The sequence below is a fragment of the Bacillus sp. RC242 genome, assembly GCF_044908245.1.
GTDB lineage: Bacteria > Bacillota > Bacilli > Bacillales > Bacillaceae_G > Bacillus_A > Bacillus_A mycoides.
This window is the reverse complement of sequence record NZ_JBIYCZ010000025.1, coordinates 25,256-46,952: the sequence shown is the minus strand read 5'-3', so window position 1 is coordinate 46,952 and position 21,697 is coordinate 25,256. Positions and strand designations below refer to the sequence as shown.

19 protein-coding genes and 4 pseudogenes are annotated in these 21,697 nt (G+C 33.2%); 7 read left to right on the top strand and 16 right to left on the bottom strand.

Annotated elements, in window-relative coordinates:
- Positions 1-133: 133 nt before the first annotated feature.
- From ABH957_RS28255 to ABH957_RS28245, 3 genes are all read right to left on the bottom strand, one after another.
- Positions 134-559 (bottom strand): DUF4879 domain-containing protein, encoded by a 426-nt coding sequence (locus ABH957_RS28255; protein ID WP_404512757.1) that lies wholly within the window; start codon positions 557-559, stop codon positions 134-136.
- A gap of 506 nt (positions 560-1,065) precedes the next feature.
- Positions 1,066-1,932 carry an Rpn family recombination-promoting nuclease/putative transposase gene (locus ABH957_RS28250; RefSeq protein WP_002187322.1) on the bottom strand — a complete coding sequence of 289 codons (867 nt, stop codon included), beginning with the start codon at positions 1,930-1,932 and terminating at the stop codon, positions 1,066-1,068.
- Positions 1,933-2,006: 74 nt separating this feature from the next.
- Complete coding sequence (locus ABH957_RS28245) at positions 2,007-2,873, bottom strand: recombinase family protein (protein WP_404458113.1); 867 nt, start codon at positions 2,871-2,873, stop codon at positions 2,007-2,009.
- 203 nt (positions 2,874-3,076) lie between these two features.
- On the opposite strand from ABH957_RS28245, the pseudogene ABH957_RS28240 reads away from it, so the two are divergent.
- A pseudogene (locus tag ABH957_RS28240) lies at positions 3,077-3,452 on the top strand (hypothetical protein).
- 390 nt (positions 3,453-3,842) lie between these two features.
- Here ABH957_RS28240 and ABH957_RS28235 read toward each other — a convergent pair.
- The 3 genes from ABH957_RS28235 to ABH957_RS28225 all read right to left on the bottom strand — a co-directional run bounded on the left by ABH957_RS28235 (position 3,843) and on the right by ABH957_RS28225 (position 6,400).
- Complete coding sequence (locus tag ABH957_RS28235) at positions 3,843-4,124, bottom strand: ArsR/SmtB family transcription factor (protein WP_048567255.1); 282 nt, start codon at positions 4,122-4,124, stop codon at positions 3,843-3,845.
- A 247-nt stretch (positions 4,125-4,371) separates the two neighbouring features.
- Positions 4,372-5,202, bottom strand: a complete 831-nt coding sequence (locus ABH957_RS28230; protein WP_201033508.1) for an ABC transporter permease — start codon at positions 5,200-5,202, stop codon at positions 4,372-4,374.
- A complete protein-coding gene (locus tag ABH957_RS28225) occupies positions 5,195-6,400 on the bottom strand; it encodes a quaternary amine ABC transporter ATP-binding protein (RefSeq protein WP_404458108.1) in 1,206 nt (401 codons plus the stop codon). Before ABH957_RS28225 ends, ABH957_RS28230 begins: the two co-directional genes overlap by 8 nt.
- A 247-nt stretch (positions 6,401-6,647) precedes the next feature.
- Between ABH957_RS28225 and ABH957_RS28220 the strand changes: the two genes are divergently transcribed.
- Positions 6,648-7,505, top strand: a complete 858-nt coding sequence (locus ABH957_RS28220; protein WP_002187328.1) for a glycine betaine ABC transporter substrate-binding protein — start codon at positions 6,648-6,650, stop codon at positions 7,503-7,505.
- A 100-nt stretch (positions 7,506-7,605) separates the two neighbouring features.
- Positions 7,606-8,301 (top strand): IS6 family transposase, encoded by a 696-nt coding sequence (locus tag ABH957_RS28215; RefSeq protein ID WP_404512763.1) that lies wholly within the window; start codon positions 7,606-7,608, stop codon positions 8,299-8,301.
- Positions 8,302-9,703: 1,402 nt separating this feature from the next.
- Here the strand turns inward: ABH957_RS28215 and ABH957_RS28210 are convergent.
- Both ABH957_RS28210 and ABH957_RS28205 read right to left on the bottom strand, forming a co-directional pair.
- A complete protein-coding gene (locus ABH957_RS28210) occupies positions 9,704-9,940 on the bottom strand; it encodes a hypothetical protein (RefSeq protein WP_340954473.1) in 237 nt (78 codons plus the stop codon).
- A gap of 138 nt (positions 9,941-10,078) precedes the next feature.
- Entirely contained in the window at positions 10,079-10,246 is a 168-nt protein-coding gene (locus tag ABH957_RS28205) for a hypothetical protein (RefSeq protein ID WP_404512755.1), read from the bottom strand.
- A gap of 416 nt (positions 10,247-10,662) precedes the next feature.
- Between ABH957_RS28205 and ABH957_RS28200 the strand changes: the two genes are divergently transcribed.
- A complete protein-coding gene (locus tag ABH957_RS28200) occupies positions 10,663-10,893 on the top strand; it encodes a glycosyltransferase family A protein (protein ID WP_142333467.1) in 231 nt (76 codons plus the stop codon).
- Positions 10,894-11,062: 169 nt separating this feature from the next.
- Positions 11,063-11,257 (top strand): hypothetical protein, encoded by a 195-nt coding sequence (locus tag ABH957_RS28195; RefSeq protein ID WP_002204052.1) that lies wholly within the window; start codon positions 11,063-11,065, stop codon positions 11,255-11,257.
- 143 nt (positions 11,258-11,400) lie between these two features.
- Here ABH957_RS28195 and ABH957_RS28190 read toward each other — a convergent pair.
- The 4 genes and pseudogenes from ABH957_RS28190 to ABH957_RS28175 all read right to left on the bottom strand — a co-directional run.
- Positions 11,401-11,622 (bottom strand): annotated as a pseudogene (locus ABH957_RS28190) (recombinase family protein); the annotation flags it as partial.
- A gap of 391 nt (positions 11,623-12,013) precedes the next feature.
- Positions 12,014-12,208, bottom strand: coding sequence for a hypothetical protein (locus ABH957_RS28185; protein WP_229168235.1), 195 nt, complete (start codon positions 12,206-12,208; stop codon positions 12,014-12,016).
- Between the two features lie 385 nt (positions 12,209-12,593).
- On the bottom strand, positions 12,594-12,803 hold the full coding sequence (locus ABH957_RS28180) for a hypothetical protein (RefSeq protein ID WP_002204055.1): 210 nt from the start codon (positions 12,801-12,803) through the stop codon (positions 12,594-12,596).
- A 424-nt stretch (positions 12,804-13,227) separates the two neighbouring features.
- A complete protein-coding gene (locus ABH957_RS28175; RefSeq protein ID WP_176523409.1) occupies positions 13,228-13,380 on the bottom strand; it encodes a hypothetical protein in 153 nt (50 codons plus the stop codon).
- Positions 13,381-14,587: 1,207 nt separating this feature from the next.
- On the opposite strand from ABH957_RS28175, the gene ABH957_RS29505 reads away from it, so the two are divergent.
- The gene (locus tag ABH957_RS29505) at positions 14,588-15,352 is read left to right on the top strand and encodes a collagen-like protein (RefSeq protein ID WP_483862343.1); all 765 of its coding nucleotides are present in this window, start codon (positions 14,588-14,590) and stop codon (positions 15,350-15,352) included.
- Positions 15,353-15,586: 234 nt separating this feature from the next.
- A pseudogene (locus tag ABH957_RS28165) lies at positions 15,587-16,185 on the top strand (undecaprenyl-diphosphatase).
- 426 nt (positions 16,186-16,611) lie between these two features.
- On the opposite strand, the gene ABH957_RS28160 reads toward ABH957_RS28165, so the two are convergent.
- From ABH957_RS28160 to ABH957_RS28145, 4 genes and pseudogenes are all read right to left on the bottom strand, one after another.
- Positions 16,612-16,770: a DUF3954 domain-containing protein gene (locus tag ABH957_RS28160; RefSeq protein WP_002204060.1), complete on the bottom strand. Its 159-nt coding sequence runs from the start codon at positions 16,768-16,770 to the stop codon at positions 16,612-16,614.
- A gap of 74 nt (positions 16,771-16,844) precedes the next feature.
- Positions 16,845-17,207: a cell division protein SepF gene (locus ABH957_RS28155; protein WP_078179031.1), complete on the bottom strand. Its 363-nt coding sequence runs from the start codon at positions 17,205-17,207 to the stop codon at positions 16,845-16,847.
- Positions 17,208-17,336: 129 nt separating this feature from the next.
- A pseudogene (locus tag ABH957_RS28150) lies at positions 17,337-18,044 on the bottom strand (IS6 family transposase).
- 183 nt (positions 18,045-18,227) lie between these two features.
- Entirely contained in the window at positions 18,228-20,591 is a 2,364-nt protein-coding gene (locus ABH957_RS28145) for a putative mucin/carbohydrate-binding domain-containing protein (protein ID WP_404458099.1), read from the bottom strand.
- Positions 20,592-21,697: the final 1,106 nt, after the last annotated feature.

Below are 21,697 nucleotides of genomic sequence, written 5' to 3'. Positions count from 1 at the left end.
TCTTCAAACGAAAAACACCTCCATTGAATTTGCATACTTAGTATGCGAATTCAGGAGGTGTTTTTTTCATGTACCACTATTCGGGTTCACTTCAAGGTGCAGGGATTTTTATGCTACGAATATATAAAACTGACTATTTAATATATAGTGAAGTACGCCACGTATCTCTTGGATAGTTTATTGAAGTCTTTTGATATTCAAAAGTCCCTTCTTGATGATTTGATGCATCCCATTTATATTCCCAACCTACAATAGGATTACCACCAATTACTTGTGAACCAATACTTTTTACATCAAATCCATTCATTTTCGCAAAAGGAAACTGGCCATACCCTATTTCTTTTGTGTAAACATATAAGTAACTTCCCCCATGATCTTTAGTTGTACTAAAACTATTAGGGTTAATGTATTCAACTCCACCCAATTGTGACTCTACTTTTACCACACTTAAAGAAGTTAGAGGTGCCGCTGGCCCTGCAGATGCCTCCGATGCCATTCCTAAACCAACTACCGCTGCCATTGCTAATGATGATATCCCTAATGTAACTTTTTTAAACATATAAACATCCCCTTCTTTTATATATGTACAAGTTTGATATTAACAGAATTTTATAAGAATAACCCTTATTTTGAAAATGTTAACAAATTATACTTTTTTAGATGTGCAATTTAGCATATTGATTGACATGTATGATAATATATCCGTTGCTTTCAAGATAAAAAACTCCTTAATGGGGTAACGTCCCATCGCCATCAAGCTAAGGTTTTGAAGTACCCCCTAAATGAAAATTCTCTTTCTCTACAGTTAGTTATCTTGAGAAATCAGCTCATTTTTTTGTTTTTGGGGTGTATACATTTCTTAAGTTTATGGGCATGTATGGTGAGGCCTTATATAGGATTTTTAATCAAACTTTTTACAAACGGTACAACTTACTTTTAAAATCACACTAATGTAAATTAAAAGTAAACTGTCTAAAAAAGGAAAAAATTTTAAGGAGTTGATGTTTAAAGTACTAAATAAAAAACTTTGCGATATTTTTCGCAAAGTTTTTGTAATAATACGTATTATAATAGTAATTTTCGTATTTCTTCTGTACTTAGACCTGTGAATTTTGCAATGTCTTCTAATGGCATACCATTCTTATGCATACCACGGATTAATTGAATTTTTCCTTGCTCAATTCCTTCTTCACGAGCATGAGCTAACTTAGCTTGTTCATCTAGAAGTAACTTTTCACGAGCTTCATAAGCTGTTCGGAAAGAAGAGTCATGGCTCATATTTTCCCACTTATTCATTGCTTTTTGTAAAATTGGATCTTGATTCATTGCAATCTCCTCCAATGTTTGAGTTAAATGTTCATCTTCATGTGCTGGTAGTAATAACATCCAGCGAACAAATGCATTTTCCCATGGATTTACTTTTTCTTCACGCCATTGTTTGACCAATTTTGGAATTTCTACAAAATGAATTTCAATATCATCACTTAGTATCTGTTGCTTTTTGGGATTCCATAATTGTCCTATGGTGTGAAATGAATCATCCTGGGAGAATAATATAAAATCTAATAAGTTAATGGTAATTGTCTTCCGAAGTGAACGATACGGCATCCCTTCTTGCATTTGGGATGTATAGAGTTTACTCCAGTAATATAAAGATCGCTTCACCATATCATGTGTGTTACGTAATTGAATTTCGATATTAACTTGTGTTCCGTTATCTAGTGTTGCTAATAAGTCTAATATGGATAACTTATCATCTTCATAAGATTTATGAAGATGTGGATCTTCTAGTTGTAGAGAAGCAATAGGTGCATCTAAAGATTCTTCTAGGATAGCGTTTAGAAATCCAGTTAAAATCTCTTCGTTTCCCTTCGTTCCGAATAACTGTTTAAAAGCGAAATCAATCCGTAAATTTACTAATTTTGTGGACATGGGTTTCCTCTCCCTGTCTTTCTGTTCTTCTTATTATTTTATACTGTAATTCTTTATATAAGCAAATGCTACTTTTACCATTGTAGCTCCAATTCATCACAGTACACATCTAACTCCGTAAAACAGTTTTGTAAATCCGCTTCAAAATCAATTTCACGAATTATGCTATCTACCTTTTTTTCTAAATCTGAAATTGTTTTGTAAGGAACATAAAATATATATTCTCCTGAACGTTGTTCCATATTGTATTGTGATATGAGAAAGGATTCGATATTCTTTCGAACTTTCCCCTTGCCTTGTACAAATTTATTATTATTTTCCACACGTAACAACATACGAATAGTGGCTGCTTGTTCTTTAGTTTGTTCGCCTTTTTTGGTTTGCTTATTTTTTCGTATATATCGGTAGAGTGTAGCTTGACTAATACCTGTCATGTTTACAATTTCTTGGATGCTATATTCTTTAGAATCATATAACTTCAATGCTCTCTGAATGAAACTATCCTTAACACGAGGGCGTCCACCTACTCTTCCCCTTGCTCTTGCACTTTCAAGCCCTTCTTGAGTACGTTGAGCAATCAAGTCTCTTTCAAACTGGCTGAATGCTTGAAATACTGTTAACATCAATTTTCCTTGAGGTGTATTAGTATCAAATTGTTCTTTGATACTAATTAGCTTAACTCCCTTATTCTCAAAAAAATCAACAAGTTCAATTAAATCTTTGGTACTTCTTCCTAATCTAGAAAAGCTTTCAACAACTAATGTATCACCAGGTCTAATTTTATCTTTTAATCGAGTAAGATCTGGACGATCACTTTTCGTACCTGTTATTTTTTCAGTTAAAATTTCAGTACAGTTATAATTTTGAAGCATGTCTAGTTGACGAATCAAATCTTGTTGTTGGGTACTTACCCTTGCATAACCATAAATGTATGAATTCATGAAATCACCTAACCTTTATACGATAATTTTATCATAAAGGGTCGTTAAAGTTAATTTGATTTTGACAATAGTTTTGATAACGAAGTTAAGCGATTTATAAGATTAAGATTTTGGTTATTTTCACATTATCAAAAACCATCGTTTTTGAAACACCTATAAATAATAAATCTAATAATTATGTACTTTGTAATAGGTAAGAGTTTATGATAAAAATAGGGAATATCCCAAAAAAACACACGAGGGGCGTTGATTAAGATTTTTTTTAAAGACTTTAACTACAAAAATGAAGGTGATTATTTATATCCAGTTGAGTATTATCAATTTCGCGAAGCAAGCACACATAATACATTCAAAGTTGAACTATTATGTTTTGATGATCGTTATGATTTCCATTTAACAATTGATAATGAAGCTATCCCTTCAAAGTATAGACTTGTAACAAGCATCTCCTTTGAAATTTATGAAGAATTTGGATTTGAGCCTTATGATTTTAGTTCTAAACACGCTACTCTACAAAGGGCAATTGATATGGCAAGTGCAATTGCAAAGAAATATTGTGAAAATCCAATTAATCAATAATAAGTAAAGACTGGATATTATATCCGGTCTTTTTTGTATTTGCTGTATGTTAAGGTGATTTTTCTGTTAAATTATCACAATTATTAATGCGTCTTTTAAATTTGAGGTTAAGGACTCAAATTTAAAAGAAAAAGAGAACCCAAATGGATTCTCTTTTCTTGGCATATTTACAACATGGAGAATACTGAGACAACTCTTTCAAAACTTTATTAGGGGAAAGTTTTAAAAAACGCTCTTATAACAATACTTATATAAATGTAATATATAGTAAATCGATAGAATTAAGACTGACTATTCTTAACTTTCGAAAAACTAAACCCTCGCCATACTAATGTGGTTAGATATCCAGTACTTCATGAAACATTAATAGAAATTGAAATTACTCTTCGTCTATCTCGTATTCATTAAGATATTAATAATTGGATGTATCTGTTCATGACATACCTGATATGTTTTCACTGTTCCTTGATTAATACTTCTCACAATACGAGCTCTTTTCAATTTTGCAAGGTGTTGAGAAGTAGTGGCTTGGGGAATTTTCAACATATGATATAGTTCGGTCACAGTACAACCACCTCTTCGTATCAGTTCCTGAAGTAATTGAAGTCGGACAGGGTGTGCAATATTTCTAAGTACATCCGCTTGTTCTTCATATATATGAAAATCATTCATTTTGGTTTATCCTCCATATTTTTTCTCTTTCCTTTTAAATGTCTCTGCATATTTTTGAAATGTTGTTCTTTTTTTGCCATTAAAATATCCCTTCAAGTATAGTGTAACATTCCACATTAAGAATGTAGTCTTTTTACACTGTCTACTTAAAAGGGATAATACCAACTAATATTACCTTACTTACACCAGCTTTAAGCAATAAATTTCTCGCGATTTCAAATGATAACTTTTAGTATGTACATTATAATTATTTTTTATGAAAACCTTGTGTAATTCGATCTAATATAATTGCAATTACTACAATAGCAAGGCCTGCTTCAAAGCCCATACCTATATTAACTTGTGTAACCGACCGATAAACGTCTACGCCAAGACCTGGTGCACCGACAAGAGATGCAGTGACAACCATTGATAGAGAAAGCATAATACTCTGATTTACACCAGCCATGATTGTTCCAGTTGCAAGTGGAAGCTGTACTTTGAATAGTTTCTGTGACGATGTTGAACCAAAGGCGTTAGCTGCTTCAATTAAATCTTCTGGTACTTGCCTAATCCCTAACTCAGTAAAGCGAATAGTAGGTGGCATTGCAAAAATAACAGATGCAATAATACCTGGTACTACTCCAACACCAAAGAATGTAATTGCCGGAATAAGATAAACAAATGCAGGCATTGTTTGCATAAAATCAAGAGTTGGTTTTAAAAATTTGGAAAACCTTTCGTTCTGAGATGCCAAAATCCCAATTGGTATACCTATAATGATAGAGATAATAACAGACGTCAAGACAAGCGCTAGTGTTTGCATAGTCTGTTCCCAATAGTTAACGTTAAGGATAAACAGAAATCCAATTAAAGAAAATACTATAAGTGAAATTTTACGGGAGGTGTACCAAACTAATAAGCATGTGAGTGCAATAAAAATAATGGCTGGGATAAATATTAATAGATTTGTTAATAAATCAACAAATCCTCCGATAATAAAAGAAAATCCTTTGAAAAACCCTTCGAAATGCTGATACAAACTTGTAACAAGTGTATCAACCCATTCTCCTAAAGGAATACGTGGAATACTATTCATTATCATTCACCTCTTCCTCTACATTTCCTGCTAAAGCTTGAATAATACTTTCACGCTTTATTATCCCTCGTAATCTATGTTTATCATCTAGAACAGGAAGAGGTAACTTTGCCTTAACCATTTTTATATACATTTCTTCTAATAGAGTATCTAAATAAACAGGAGGAATGTCTGTTACTAATAAATCCGCTATCGGAACCTGTTTTTTAACAGCTTTACTAGCATTATCAGCAGTTAAGACACCTAAAAACTCATGTTTCTTATTCACTACATATACGCTAGAAACACTAGCATTTTTCATGATTTGGAGTGCAACACGTGGACCGCGATCAATTAATAAGGTTTCCGGTCTTTTCATAATGGATTCAGAGGTTAAAACTTTTCCTAAATTTACATCAGCAACAAATTGCTCTACAAATTCATTTGCAGGGCTCACCATAATTTCTTCTGGTGTTCCAATTTGAACAATTTCTCCGTCTTTCATTAAAGCAATACGATCACCAATTCGGAGTGCTTCATCTAGATCGTGTGTAATAAAAATAATCGTTTTTTTCATTTTATCTTGCAGTTCTAATAATTCATTTTGCATTTCTTTTCGAATAATCGGATCTAAAGCACTAAATGATTCATCCATCAGTAGGACATCTGGATTATTTGTTAGTGCTCTTGCGATACCAACACGCTGCTGCATACCACCGCTAAGTTGTTCCGGATAACTATCTTTATTGTTTTCTAGACCTACTAATTTTAGAGATTCTAACGCTTTTGTTTCTCGTTCTTCTTTTGATACTTTTTGTATTTCTAAACCATATGCAACATTTTGTAAAACCGTTCGATGAGGGAATAAGGCGAATTTTTGAAATACCATACTCATTTTGTTTCTTCTTACTTTTCGAAGAGATTCTTTTCCCATTGTTGCGATATCTTCACCATCAATATATATATGGCCAGAAGTCGGTTTGATTAACTGATTTAACATACGAACAAGTGTAGATTTCCCACTACCGGATAATCCCATAATGACAAATATTTCACCAGCATAAACATCGAATTTTGCCTGGTTCACGCCAATATTCATACCAGTTTCTTTTAATATAGCAGCTTTGCTTTTTCCCTCTTTTAGTAAAGCGATTCCTTTAGAAGGATTCTTTCCAAATACTTTTGTAACGTTTTCAACACGTAATTTCGTTTCTTTCATTCTTTCACTCCTTTTCTTTGACTCTAAACAAATACTGTAACTATTTCTAAACCAAATAGTACATTACAATAGTTCATCAAAGACTTTTTTTTATTTTTTTGTTAAGCTATTAATAGTTAGTTTATATTATTCATAGTTATAATTATAAAATATTTATTTATAATTATAAAGTATTTAGCTTTACTGAAATAATTTTCTACGTTAGTTAAAGAAGAAATATCTAATCATAGAGACTAGGAGGAGCTTGATGAAGAAAAAAATATGGCTTCTGTGCATACTATTATTAATTAGCATAATTACTACTTCTTGTAGTGGCGCGAACAGTAATGCAAAGGGAAAAATTAAAATTGGTGTAACGAGTTGGAAAGAAAACATAGCTACCGCAAATATGTGGAAAGTATTACTTGAGGAAAAAGGTTATAAAGTTGAATTGTTATATTTAGAAAAGGCAGCCGTTTGGACCGGGGTAGCACGAGGAGATGTGGACGCCAACTTAGAGGTCTGGCTACCAATTACTGATAAGCCATTATATGAAAAATATAAGGATGATGTTGTAATAAAGTCAGCGTGGTATAAAGGTACTGGTCTTGGTTTAGTTGTTCCTTCATACATGACAGATATCAATAGTATTGAGGATTTGAATGCGAATAAGGATAAATTTAACAATAAAATCATTGGTATTGAACCTGGCAGCAGTTTAATGGGCTTAACAGATAAAGCGATACACAAATATGGGATAGAGCTAAATCTTGTTCAATCTTCAGAAGCCGCTATGATGAGTGAATTAAAAAAAGCATATAATCAAAAGAAACCCATTGCAGTAACATTATGGAATCCACATTGGGCTTTTTCAGAGTTTGATCTTAAATATTTAAAAGATCCTAAAAAGGTGTATGGAGAAAAAGATGATATTTATTACTCTGTTCGTAAAGGATTTGAAAAAGATTATCCAGAGCTTATAAAGTATTTTGATAACTGGAACATGACCGATGAGCAACTCGGAACGTTGATGACCATGATTAATGAATCGAATGACCCTGAACAGGCCGCTGAAAAATGGATAAAAAAGAATAAAAAATTAGTAGATACATGGATGAAAAAGTAATCATTTATGGGGTACGGCAACCATTCCTTCTTTTTCGAGCCACTCGTAAATACAAAGAAAGAGAAGTGATGTTTTCATATAATCATTTCTCTTTCTTTTTATTATATTCAAGTGGAAACATTATCAACCGGATATTATTTTATTAACCGTGAGATGGTACCTACGGTACAACCTCAGTTTTCGTGATTTAGTCGAAATGATGGAAGAACGCCGGCTATCCCTGGCTCATACAACTATCATGCGATGGGTTCATCAATATGGTCCCGAATTAGATAAGCGAGTACGACGTCATCTTAAGTCAACCAATGATTCTTGGCGAGTCGATGAGACCTATGTGAAAGTCAAAGGTCAATGGATGTACCTATATCGTGCTGTTGATTCAAAAGGATATACAATTGATTTTCATTTAAGCAAAACAAGAGATCATAGGTCTGCAAAGCGTTTTTTCAAGAAAGCTTTGCAGTCTTTTCATGTTTCAAAGCCCCGTGTGATTACAGTGGACAAAAACCCGGCCTATCCTATAGCGATTGAAGAGTTGAAGACAGAGAAAAAGATGCCTGTGGGCATCCAAATAAGGCAGGTAAAATACCTTAATAACTTTGTAGAGCAAGATCATCGTTTTATTAAAAAGAGAGTTCGTTCAATGCTAGGATTGAACTCTTTTCGTACAGCTAAATCTATTCTTTCAGGAATAGAAGCGATGCATATCATTAAAAAAGGCCAACTTATTTTAAGGGACAAGTCTGTCCAAAATGAAGTGAGGTTTATTCATCAACTATTCGGAATGGCTGCATAAGAATAGATTCCATTAGGAATCTATATACCTCTTTCAAATAAATACAATCTTTGCACCAGAACCCACTTTTCTATCACTATCCCCTGCTAATATAATAGAAGATTTATTTAAATGATATTATGACGAAGGGATAGCTATTAAGCTATCCCTCCTCTGCGTTTATTATTGTTACTTAATTAGTGAATCCCATTGATATTAGTGACAAAAATGTGATGTGATTTGCAATGTTTGCACCTCAAAAGGGAACCCGCTAGTACGTAACTGCCCTCTTTTTATTACTGATTTCTTTTAGAATATTTCAAAAGGATTCTATTTCTCTCTCATTTGATTATTCTGACACTTTTTGAACTTCTTGTTTTACCTGTTTTTCTTGTATTGATACCTGATTATTATCAGATGTCATTTTGTATCCAAAATAAATTACAAAAAACAACAAAATAATTATCCAAATACATATAAACACTTTATAAGAATTTTTCACTTTATATACCTCAATCACTCTATTTAAATCCATCTCGAGATTAATTTTTTAATGCTGTTTATAATTACCAATCTCTTCATTTATTTCGATACACTCATATGCAAAAGTAGCTGTGCAGCAATTAGACTGAACCTTAAATATGTACTAAATTGTGTGGGGAAGGAAGTACATTTTATATAATCTCATTACCTAAAAACCCCTATATAGTTGGTATTCTTCTTCTTTTAAGACAGAAAGGATTTTTAATATAATGTATGAAGTTCTAACTCAGACTTCTTACTACACACACTCTTACGCACATAGAAATAACGCTTTTAGTATATGATTTGTAACAAAAAATAAATAACAAGAAAACAAAATGAAACAAAAGTCACATAAAGTAATAATTTTGTAACATAAATGTAACATATAAATTTTTAACATACAATAGTTTTTTTACAGTATTTTTTATAAGCATATACTCATTGAACATCTGCCTTCCTTACAATATATCCCCAGATACTTTAAATACCGTTGCTATCCTTTCGATGTATTTTTCAGGCTAGATACAGTTTTTTATTTACTACTATTCTTAAAACTACATTGGTTTGTGAGCTTTCTTTTCAACCTCTCATATTTGCAACATTGTCTTCTTCATATGTCACTTATTACATAATTCCTCTAAAAATATGTGTATCCTATGCTCTCTTATAGTATCTATGCACTACAACTCAATAAATAAGCACACCCTCTTCAATAGTAATCTCAAGATTCGTTCCGCTTTCATTTTCGTGCACTCTACTTTCACACAAAGGAGAATTGACAAATAAATAAGTGCTAATATAAGAAATATATATAATGCCATACTTCATCATTATTGTATGCTTGCTTGTTTCTTTCATCTTTCACAACAAATTCTATATGATAATAGGTGCACTTCTTCTATTCATGAAGTTTTTGATGTACCATTATGACTCTCTCAATTCTGTCAAAACAGTCACTTCTTTTTTTTATTTTTTCTTTCTCAAATAGTTCTGATTTTCCCATTGATTCTTTTACCATAAATGTATAACCGCCATAAGATTGTTTGGATTGTAGAGGTAAATCTTTATTTTCGATGACGGATTGTATATCAAATCGTTTTACACCAAAAAGTATACCTACTTCTGTTTCATCCATCATAGCTAAACAACACAGTGATACTGTCGCTCGTCTCTTTACTTTGGTTGCACAAGTCATCAGTGTATGAGCTAACTGAGCGGGACTAAGTTTTCTTCCAACTTTTGTACTAATAGGAACTGCACCTATAGCTGTAGTTCACTTACTTCCCTTAAACCGAATAAAAGCAAACGACTCTGTAAATGGATCTAGTCCATATTTTCTGCATACATAATGGTAATATTGCCGCTTTTCTTCCTCTGTTAGCTGTGATAAATCACTATTTATTGCCAATCTACCTAATATAATTTGTATTTCCTCAACCACTGTTGGTCTTTCCTTCGTACTAGGTATAAAAGAGCGTTCTAATATATTCGGAAACGTATTGAGTTCTTGCTTTTGTTTCTTATAATAAGTGACAATTTTTCACTTTGAGCTGACCTTACATAAGGCGTGTCTTACTTGAGACAGAGTAACTTTGACTCCTTTGTTTAAAAGATAACTGTACAGCTTTCGATACCCCATTCACCCTTTTAAAAGTTTAAATTGCATGACAATATAAGCCACTGTCTTTTTACGTCTTTTCTTATTTTCAGTAGGCTTACGATGAATAAAATCTATGTATATATAAAATAACCTTATATTTATTATGAGGAGCATTTATGGTTGCTGTTGCAAAGTTAAAAAAGCATACTCAGATTAATAAATGAATAATATTTCAAGTAATTGTTTTGGTGTATTTCATGCTGAAAAGCAGGAGCTTGATTAAAGATTTCTTCTCTGTTTTTATAGGCTCAAGTGCAAGGAACGGAGAAATTTATCGACATGAGGCATTACAATTAGCAAAAGGAAAATTTGTATGTTATCTGAGTGACGATGATTCATGGTTTCCTGATCACTTACAATACATGGAGCAAGCTTTATCCAAAGCAGATTTTGTACATAGCCGCTATATGGCTATTGTGAATAAGTAACAAATGATGGCCATTCAGGGATCATTGGAGGAACTTGAGACTCGCGATCGTATGTTGAAAGAGTCATATAAATTTTAGTCCTACGATTGCTGGACACCGCATAGATACCTACCATCGTCTTCTTTAAGGATGGAGCCCTGGACCAGAGGATGTGTGGAGTGATCTTAATATGTGGCGAAAATTTCTACAGCTAGATAATATAACTTTTCATTCAATACCAACTGTAACTGCTCTTATTCTTCCTTCTCCCTTTAGAACTAACATGACATTACAAAAAAGAGAAGCAGAAACGGCATTTTGGGCAAAACAAATTCGTTGCCAATCTTTTCTTTCTACTATTCAAGATACATTTTTTACACTCTAATTCTAGATGGTCCTGCTGCAAAGATGCCTAAAATGTAGAAAGAATTGGATGAAGGGATTATAAATAAAAAATCGATTTCCTGTACGTTAAGAAATCGATTTTTTAATGAGTATTTTATGTCTTAATTAGAAACGAGCTTAATTAAATAAGTCCTGTGTACTTCTTGTAATACGTGCTAATTCAGTAACTACAATTACATCACCTTCACGCAGATTCTCTAACATGCGTAATAACTCTGGTCCGTCTGTTGTAGCTCCACTAACTTTTTCTTCAAACACATAATCACATCCATAATCACTCAATTGTTTGAGTTACCTTGCTAAGTTCTGATCTTGTGTTGATACACGAGCATATCCAAGAATCATTCCGTTTCTCCCCTTTTGTCCGTTTAAGTGTCCGTAAATTAACTATAGCTTAATAACAGCATTTAATTTCCGTACATGCTAAACCGAACAAATAGGTTGTTGGAAAATAAGGGTTCTAAATATGTCTAATTTGTGAACAAACATAATTCTAAATAAGTACACCCATTACGGACGTTTAATCCTCTATTTTCGTTCGTTGTGTTCGTTTGTTTTGTTACTTCTTTTCCATAGATACAACACTAGATGCACAAATACAAATCATAAAATAAACCATGTAGTTAACCAAGGATGTTCGTAAATAACTTCCATGCCCTCACCCCTTATCATCCCTTAACAACAAACAAGACGCTAAACCAAGATCACGGCAACGCCTACGATAATTGCTATTGGTTTAATGAACAATGATTAACACTTGTCCTGCCATATTCTCACTATAAGAATAAGTATGGCCGTTATTACTTAAATACGCTTCGATATCTTCAGTAATATCTTTTACATCCTCTTCCTCAACGACTACCTTTTTATTTTCACCAAGACGTTTCATATAGTCTGCAAATTTATTAATTGTTTCCATTAACTTCTTCATCCTCCTATCCAAATATCCATTTTGTTCAATAAAAAAAGAACACTATAAAGTGCCCTAAGCTTCTGAGTATTAAATATACGACAATGCCCTGCCCGTTCTAATGGCGCAACATAAAAGAGCTTTATAGCGGAATATATATAGCTATCGGAAAAGGAATAAGTTGGTTGGCATTGACTCGATATTGTATGTTTGGGAATTCCTTATGTGCAATAAAAAAAGAGCCCTATAAGGTGCTCGTCCGATACGATTATAAAGAATGAATACGTCGTGTCAGTTATTAGTATATGCTTGTCTCATTCAAAGTTTTACTGGTTTAATATATAATTTCTATATAACAAAGAAAAAAGCACCCGTTATGGATGCTATTTCTGATTTATTTGCTACTTTAAGCCTCTTTCACAGTTACTATAACCTCTGCTAAATCATCACTATTTGTGTACTTGTTGATTTCTAAACTCACTTCGACAACTTCATAACGATCATGTCCTATTTTTACTTTTTTATTTTTTTCTAGCACTGCTATTAATCCTGCTAGATCATGGCTGTCTATTGAAGCTTTTAGTTTTTTTGTTTCGTCTTTAAAAGAAATCAGCATATATGCCCCCTCCTCTCCAAATCTATCTATTCGACAAAAGACCTTATCATCCTTTTATCTGAATAAACAAAAATTCATCTCCGAACATTGACCTTATTCTCTGTAAACTCCATTCCACACATTCCGTCTGCGCCTACGCCTAATAGCTTTACGTTATCTTCCATTTTCATAACCTCGCTTTCTATTCAAAGGATTATTTTGTTCAGATTCTGGTAAAGTGTTAATATTCTTCATAAAGGAGGTCTACTAATGAAAAATCCCTGGAAGAAAATCTCTTTAATTGCTTTCATAGTAATTGTCCTTTTAATAATTTTATATTTTGGCGGTATGTCACTTTTTTGGAACCAACCCTGAATAAAACTAAATATTACGTTAATACTGTAGACACATGGTTATCCTTTCTTTGTTTTCCTTGGGTGAGCAGTTAGCTTTTGCTAGCTGCTCTTTTACTTTCTTCATCCCTTACCATTCTCTTTAAGGAGATCAATACATCTTCCAGTGTTTGTTTATCCCCTATGACATCTCTGTTTGTTTGGATGTGCCAAACGATATTTTCTAATTGCGTTTTGATGTTCATATCCATTCCCCTTTTCTACAAAATGAAATTTTTGTTATCCTCCCTCCAAAACCCACAATATGTTAATATATACATAGATTAACAACAATGATTTTTTAGGCATTTAAGAAAGGATGATAAAATGGTTATTTTCCAATGGCTAGAATCATGGCTATCTAGTGATATTCTTCATTTTAATTTATTTGTAGGTATGACAACCCTTCTCTCTCTAGCGTCTGTTATCTTATTTTCTATAACGTTTAAGAAAATAGGTACCAACGATACAGAAAGACTAAAACTCAAGCACCAAATATCTTATACAATGTGCACTTCACTACTTGTCTTATTAGCAATATTTATTCTATGGATGCCTACAAATACTATCTATTTAAGACAGTATCTCATCATGATAATTTCCATTTCACTTCTTTTCGGATCGATATCAGGTCTGTACCATTATAGAAAAGAAATACTCCCTGAGAGTTGAGTTAAACTCCTTTTTAGAACTCGTTACAGTTAGCTGGTTCTTTTTTTATAAAATAGCGTTTTTATTAAAAACTTCTCACATTTAAACCGGACAAGCATATGTTATTGTATGGAAGCTTTCCATTCATAGCATTCTACCTTTCTCATTTGAGAGCACACATATAAGTGTGCTCTTTTTTATTTAAGATAAAATAACGATTTTATTGAGATTTAAACTAATAACTAATGCCCTATAGTAGTTATTCGCTGTTTCCAAAATAAATTGAATTAATAGTATAAAAATGAGGTATTAATAAAAAATTAAATTTACTATTTTTCTAAACACACAAGTGAGGTGATTTTGATAGATTACAAAAACAAAGATATATTCAATAAATTTCCGCTTATGGATATTAACCATATTATTCTCCCACATTATCCATCTGGACCATCTGGACCAACTGGTGCTACCGGACCAACTGGTGTTACCGGATCGACTGGTGCTACCGGACCAACTGGTGTTACTGGACCGACTGGTGCTACCGGACCAACTGGTGCTACTGGACCAACTGGTGTTACTGGACCAACTGGTGTTACCGGATCGACTGGTGCTACCGGACCAACTGGTGTTACTGGACCGACTGGTGCTACCGGACCAACTGGTGCTACTGGATCGACTGGTGTTACTGGATCGACTGGTGTTACCGGACCAACTGGCGTTACCGGATCGACTGGTGCTACCGGACCAACTGGTGTTACTGGATTGACTGGTGTTACAGGATCGACTGGTGCTACTGGATCGACTGGTGTTACCGGACCAACTGGTGTTACAGGATCGACTGGTGCTACCGGACCAACTGGTGTTACTGGGCCAACTGGTGTTACAGGATCGACTGGTGCTACCGGACCGACTGGTGCTACCGGATTGACTGGTGTTACCGGATCGACTGGTGCTACTGGATCGACTGGTGTTACCGGACCAACTGGTGTTACAGGATCGACTGGTGCTACCGGACCAACTGGTGTTACTGGGCCAACTGGTGTTACAGGATCGACTGGTGCTACCGGACCGACTGGTGCTACCGGATCGACTGGACCCGCTGGCGTAGGATTAACAAACTATCTATATGCTTTTGATACTACCAACCAGTCAATTGTAGTAGGAGGTAATGTTACTTTTAATACAAATGGACCTATAATAGGAACCGCCCTTACCCACATAGCAAGTACTGGAAATATTATAATTAATACACTAGGAACATATGTAGCAGAATTTCAATTAGAATCTTCTCGTGAAAACCAATTTTCCTTTGCACTAAACGGTACACCAATTCCAGGCGGACGGTTTGGGACAGGGTCACCCCATTCCTTAAATCAAGGTACTGTTGCTTTTACAGTAACAGTTGTTCCTTCAACATTAACTTTAATAAATAATACTTCTTCAGCGGGTACTATCACTCTCTCAAATAGTGATGGTGGCTCTTTAACAAATGTATCTGCAAATGTAAGTATTTTTCAGGTAGGATGATTAATTAGGTTAGAAACGTGATTCATAAAGCGACTCTACTTAACCTTTATGAATCACGTAGATTAAGATTACTTTTAACCTTCTTACTTTAATTAAAATAACTATTTTATTAAAAATCTTTAATGAGCTAATCCTTACAGTTTTGTAAGACTACTGTCACTAAAATCAATTTTTTCACTATAAATTCTTTACTATAATTTTCCTTATACACAAACAATAAGGAGCGATTTAAAAATGTTTTTTTCTCAATTAAATATTGATGCTTTTCGAGCTATCAATAATTTAGGGAAGCAATATTCATCCCTAAACTCCACTATGGTATTTTTAGCGGAATATATGGTGTATTTTTTAGGTTTAATTATTATTGCTTATTGGTTTACTCAATCTAGAAAAAACAAAATGATGATTATTCAAGCAATAGTTGCTTTCGTAACTGCTGAAATAATTGGAAAATTAGCAGGGAATTTGCATTTGAATTATCAACCATTTGCAGTATTACCTAATGTTAATAAACTTGTCGATCATGCAGTAGATAATTCATTTCCTAGCGACCATACGATTCTATTTTTTTCAATTTTTTTTCATTCTGGCTTGTTCGTAAAAAGGCTAGATGGTTATGGCTTGTACTTGCATTCTGCGTAGCTATTTCTCGTATTTGGGTAGGAGTTCATTATCCTTTTGATGTCATAACAGGAGCTTTAATAGGAATTATTTCAGCACTATTTTCATATTGGTTAACACCGAAAATTACATTCATCAAACAATTACTTAATCTTTACGAAAAAATAGAACAAAATGTAATACCCTCCAAAAACAAGTCGAAAAACTTTTGATTAATCTCACAAAGCTAAAAAGATTACATATATTACCGAGTATTTTTCAATATTGTCTTGATCGAAGAGCACTCTTTAATTTTAAAATAACGCTTTGATTAAAATCTATGAATCCATTTCTTAGGTGAAAAACTTTTATAGAAACACCTTTTTTGGACAAATTTACCAGGTGAATTAGCGGAAATTTCGTGTTATTCTGAACTTGTTGAATAACCCAATACATTCAACAATGCTCTTGATTGCATACTTAGTATGCAATCATCCATCCAGATACCTTAGCTAATACCTCCCCCTAATCGTTGTTATAGCTAAGGTATCTTTTTAGATGCCCTGTGTGCAGGGCTTTTTCATTTCAGTGATGATGCTCTTTATCCCATCTAATTATCGATGCTTTCAGTCCAATTTCTTAATAAAATTCAAATTTGATTAAAGTAACTGTGTTTTTCGTTCTTCCATACGGATTACTTTTCCACTTTGAGGTGGTTGTATTAGTTGGACCTGACCATTTTTAACAACATATATTCCGTTTATTTTCAAATCTATTTCAGCTGTCATTTCTACAAGATTTTCTTTTCTAATTCCCACCAAGATCACTCCCATATGTTATAATTACTTTTTCGAATAATTATGTCGAGAGCAATCTCGGCTTTTTTGTTTGTCTACAAATATCGCACAACATTTTCTGGAACAAATGATTGTTCAAGTGATAAATGAAGCCGTATTGGAATAGGCTTTTTTTCATCCCGTGCTCGCTTACACATTTCCTCTGCTTCTTCCCAATCAAATTGTTTACCCTCCACTCGCTTATAACGCCAAATTCCAATTGTGTAATCTTCAAATAACTCATAACGCTCATCAGGCGCTGTCGTTGGTTTTAATTCATCAATCGCTTTGGCTTGACGTGGTATTTGTACAACAACGTCGGCAAAACGTAGTTTAGAATTTAATCGATGATCATGAGCCTTCTTAAAATCAAATGATACAACTGGTTCAACATCAAAGATTGTTAACTGCTTTGGCATTGCTTTTCCCCTCCAATACGTGCAAGCTTGCAATTAAGATTCCTTCACGCTGCGTTAACGTTAGTGGTTCTGGTGCAAATACTTGGGAAAGATATAAAGAGGCGAAAAGTTTCCTAGTGGAATCTAGTCTTAAGCAGCAATTCCAAATAGTTGATGGATGAACTCCACTTGATTTTGGGCAGACTTGTCCAGTGAAATAAGTTACCTTTTTTTACCATATTCATAGCTTCTATTCCAGAAATAATGGCTGTAGCTGTACGAAAGGTTTTCAATCCTAGCATCGAACGAACTCGCTTTTTAATAAATCGATGATCTTGTTCCACTATGTTATTGAGATATTTCACTTGCCTTAGTTGGATGCCTAATGGCATCTTTTTTTCTTTTCTCAATTCTTCAACTGCTATAGGATAAGCTGGGTTCTTATCGACTGTCTCGACACGAGGCTCAGAAATATGAAAAGACTGCAAAGCTTTCTTGAAGAATCGCTTTGCAGTCTTGTGGTTTCTTGCTTTGCTTAGGTAAAAATCGATGGTATTTCCTTTCGAATCGACAGCACGATACAGGTAACATCCATTGACTTTTTAATTTGATATATGTTTCATCAACTCTCCAAGAGTCATTGGTTTGCTTGAGATGACGACGGATTCTTTTGTCTAATTCAGGACCATACTGATGAACCCAACGCATAATCGTTGTATGAGCAACGGATAAGCCCCGTTCCTCCATCATTTCCACCAAATCACGAAATCTCAAGTTGTACCGTAGGTACCATCTTACTGTTTGCAAAATAATATCATGATGATAATGCTTCCACTTGAATAAAGTTCGCTTTTCCATACTGATCACGCACCTTTTTAGAGTAATCGTATCAGTATGTCCAAGATTTAGAGATTACTTGAAATTATCTTGAAGTTTTCGCACCAGAACCAGAAAAAGGCACCTAAAAGGCGCCTTCTTCTTATGAGATAAAAATTATTTAGCTAGTTATGAAATAATTATTCTCTCAAATAGACGATATCATCAACTTATTGAAATTGTTTTCCATAAGGATAACGAGAATATCCAATTCGAATCTCCATTTCCTTGGTAACTTTGAACAGCTTCATAGATTTTCCCTTGATACTCTACTCTATCCCCTTTTGTATATGCTTTCCTCGGATCCCATTTTTCATAAGAGGTATTTTGCTCTTTTGTTTTTATACTAAGAACACTACTTTGAATAGACTGATTTCCAGCTGCATCTATAGCCTTCACAGTATATTTGTATTCCATGTTAGCAGTCAGTTTACTATCAGTAAATGTGGTTCCCTGTACCGTTTGAATGAATCTTCCGTCACGTAATATTTGATATTCTTTCACACCTACGTTATCTGTTGATGAATTCCATTTTAACTCTACGCTATTTGTAGTAATGTTGGCTGCTTGTAATCCTTCAGGCCGTGTAGGAGCTTCCGTATCTGGGCTAGGGTTAATAATTTGATCAACTTTCTTAAGACCATTAACTGTAACTTGATACACTATCTTCTTACCAAAGCTCTCCTGTATATTTTTATCCACATTTATAAGAGTCGCCCGGTTTCCACCCTCTAAATGTGTAAACTCAATATAGTCTCCGACTTTCATCGGAATTTTTTGTGTTTCAGCATTTTGTTGCCTGTTTCCATAAATATCTTTATTATATACCACTTTTCCAGATGAATTTTGGACTTTCACACTCGCATATGTACTATCAAAGTAATGATGTGGTACACCTGCTTTTAATTGAATTTGCATTTCTTCTTTTGTCTTATTAAAATCCAATTTTGCAAACTCAAAATCTCCTATTCCTTTCATTGACCATACAAATTGGTTTCCCTCTAAAACATTATTTGATATATCTGGACTATATCCCAAATTTGACAGGATTGACTTTAAATCTGGCAAAACACCGATTTTATCTGTTAACGGATTTTGGGATTTGGTACCTGTATTTTGATTACTTAGTATATTTCTTAATTCAGCTGGTTTATATGGACGACCTAAATGTTCTTTAGCCACACCTTGTATTGAAGTCGCTGCTCCAGCAATAATTGGAGAAGCACTAGATGTACCACTAAAGCCTGTTGTATAGAGATTTTTAGTAATCCTATTAGGCTCAGCACGAGTTGTATCTACGTTTTCTCCCCAACCATAAACATCAATTCTACTACCATAATTTGAAAACCATAAACGTTTATGAGGAACAGTTGACGATGCGGCTCCAATCATTATAGCTCCTGAATCTTTAAAGTCCGGACTATTGCGATTTAATACCTGTTTTCCATTCCGATCTCTAAATTGATCAAGGTCATTAGAACCATTTGCCCCGGCTTCTATCACAATAATTCCTTTATCCGTTCCAGCTCGTATTGCATCAAAGATATCTGGCTGTACTTCAACAGGTAAATATTTATCTCCATATCCATCATATGAAGCTTGTGCCTCTAATAATAAAATATCCCCAGCTTGTAAATTATGTACAGCATTTATTATCGCATCAGCTGTATTATACGACCCATCACCTCTTATTTGGGATACTACTTTGACCTTAGCCTTTGGTGCAATTCCTATATTACCAATCTTATTATCTTCAGCAGAAACAATCCCAAGAACAGACGTTCCATGACCAACGTGTTGATCTATATTTCTACCAGATATAAGCTCAACTTTTTGATTTACTAAATCTTCATGGTCTAATAACCACCCATACTCCATATCTACAAAAGTAGTTCCTTTTCCATCTCCACCTTTAATGCTCCATGCATAAGATGCATTAATCCCATATGGTGCTTCCTTAAGATATCCCTGGTTTAAAAATCTTGGATCGTCGTAAGGGTTAAGCGATACAGTAGGTAATTGTACTTCTGGTAAAAGAGTTGGTTTTTCTTGCATATATACTTCTTCAACAAGATAAGATTTCTTAAACTTGTCCATCAATGTTTCAGCTGTTACTTTATTAGGTACTTCTACAATATAATAATCTAGTAAATTAGAAGATGATTTTTTTTCAGTTTCCCTCGTATCTTTATCAATATTTTCAATCTCTTTTGGGTCCACAGATGTAAATAAACGTTTTAATGTTAGCTGTGGAAATTCAGAAAAGATTTTTACTAATTCCAGATCGCTATCTTCGTTTTTTATTTGTTTCTCAAGTCCATCCTTATACGGGAAATTCACTTCACTTTTAAACTTTACAATAATTTGATCTTCTTCTTTAATATCTGCCTCAGATTGACTTATATTTTTTACAGGACCTTTCGAATCTGCATACACTACATTGGGATTTTCATGAAATTTAATTAGCTCTAATCCTGTAAAGGCCGTAAGTGCAATCGTAGAAACGAATATCCCTTTTATAAATTTCATAATGAATACCTCTATTCCTATTTCTTTATATAACAATTTATAGATTTTTTAAAGGTTCTACTTTGAATAAATAACTCAACATCACTTGTGTGTATTCATAAATTATTTTAAAAAATCTTTTATTATACACTCAACAGGTTGTTTATTTTTTATATACAAATGAACTGTTAACACCTATACCCTACCCTTCAAACAACACAACAATTGTCCTCATGATATGAAATATAAGTGAAAGCCCTTTGAAAAACGCCAAAAATATTAAAAATTCACTTATAAACAACCGGATAATTTTATTTCTATATTACTTTATAAATAATTCTTTCTAATTGCTAATATTTTCATAGTAGATGGCGGCACGTTTTTCTAACCATATTAATCTTATTGGACAAAAAAATGCTGAATGTGATGTTAAAACTAAGACAAGCTACCTATAATGGTAGTTGTGCAGTTTGTGAGATAGAAGAATGTAATTTGTATGCTACGATCTGACATAATTCTAATGGTATGGAATGTATATTTCTCCGTAAAAGTAACTTGCTTTTATCTTTTTTAAACAATTTATTGTATTATTTTCATCTAATTAGGCACAGAAACAATTTAAAAATTCTTACTACTTTTTAGGAAAAACGTTTTTAGGGTACATTTTAAAATAGCTCTTTTTCTTTAAAATGTTTCTGTGCTTAATATTTAAAATATCTTATGTCAAAATTTCCCGCAACTAATATGTTAAATGATTTATAATTATATATAATATGGAATATTATAGTTAAATATTCCATATTATACTCTATTAAATATAGCGTATTTAACTTATTATGAATTGATTTGTTAGTCTAAGTATGAATTATTAAGTATGTTTTGTTTATAATTGTCAAAATATAATTTTATCTTCGACGTTTTAATTACTTATAGAACATTTACATATGTTATAACTGTTATTTATGAGATAAAGAATCTCTCTACATATAAGATTTACTTAATTTAGATTTTTTCTCTCTCAATCATTTTGTCGAAAAAAGTCGAATTTTCATATTTTTTCTTTATCTTTTTGTTGTAAACGTTTTATTTTCGTGTTACCATCTTAATCAAACAATAGATGGTAACAA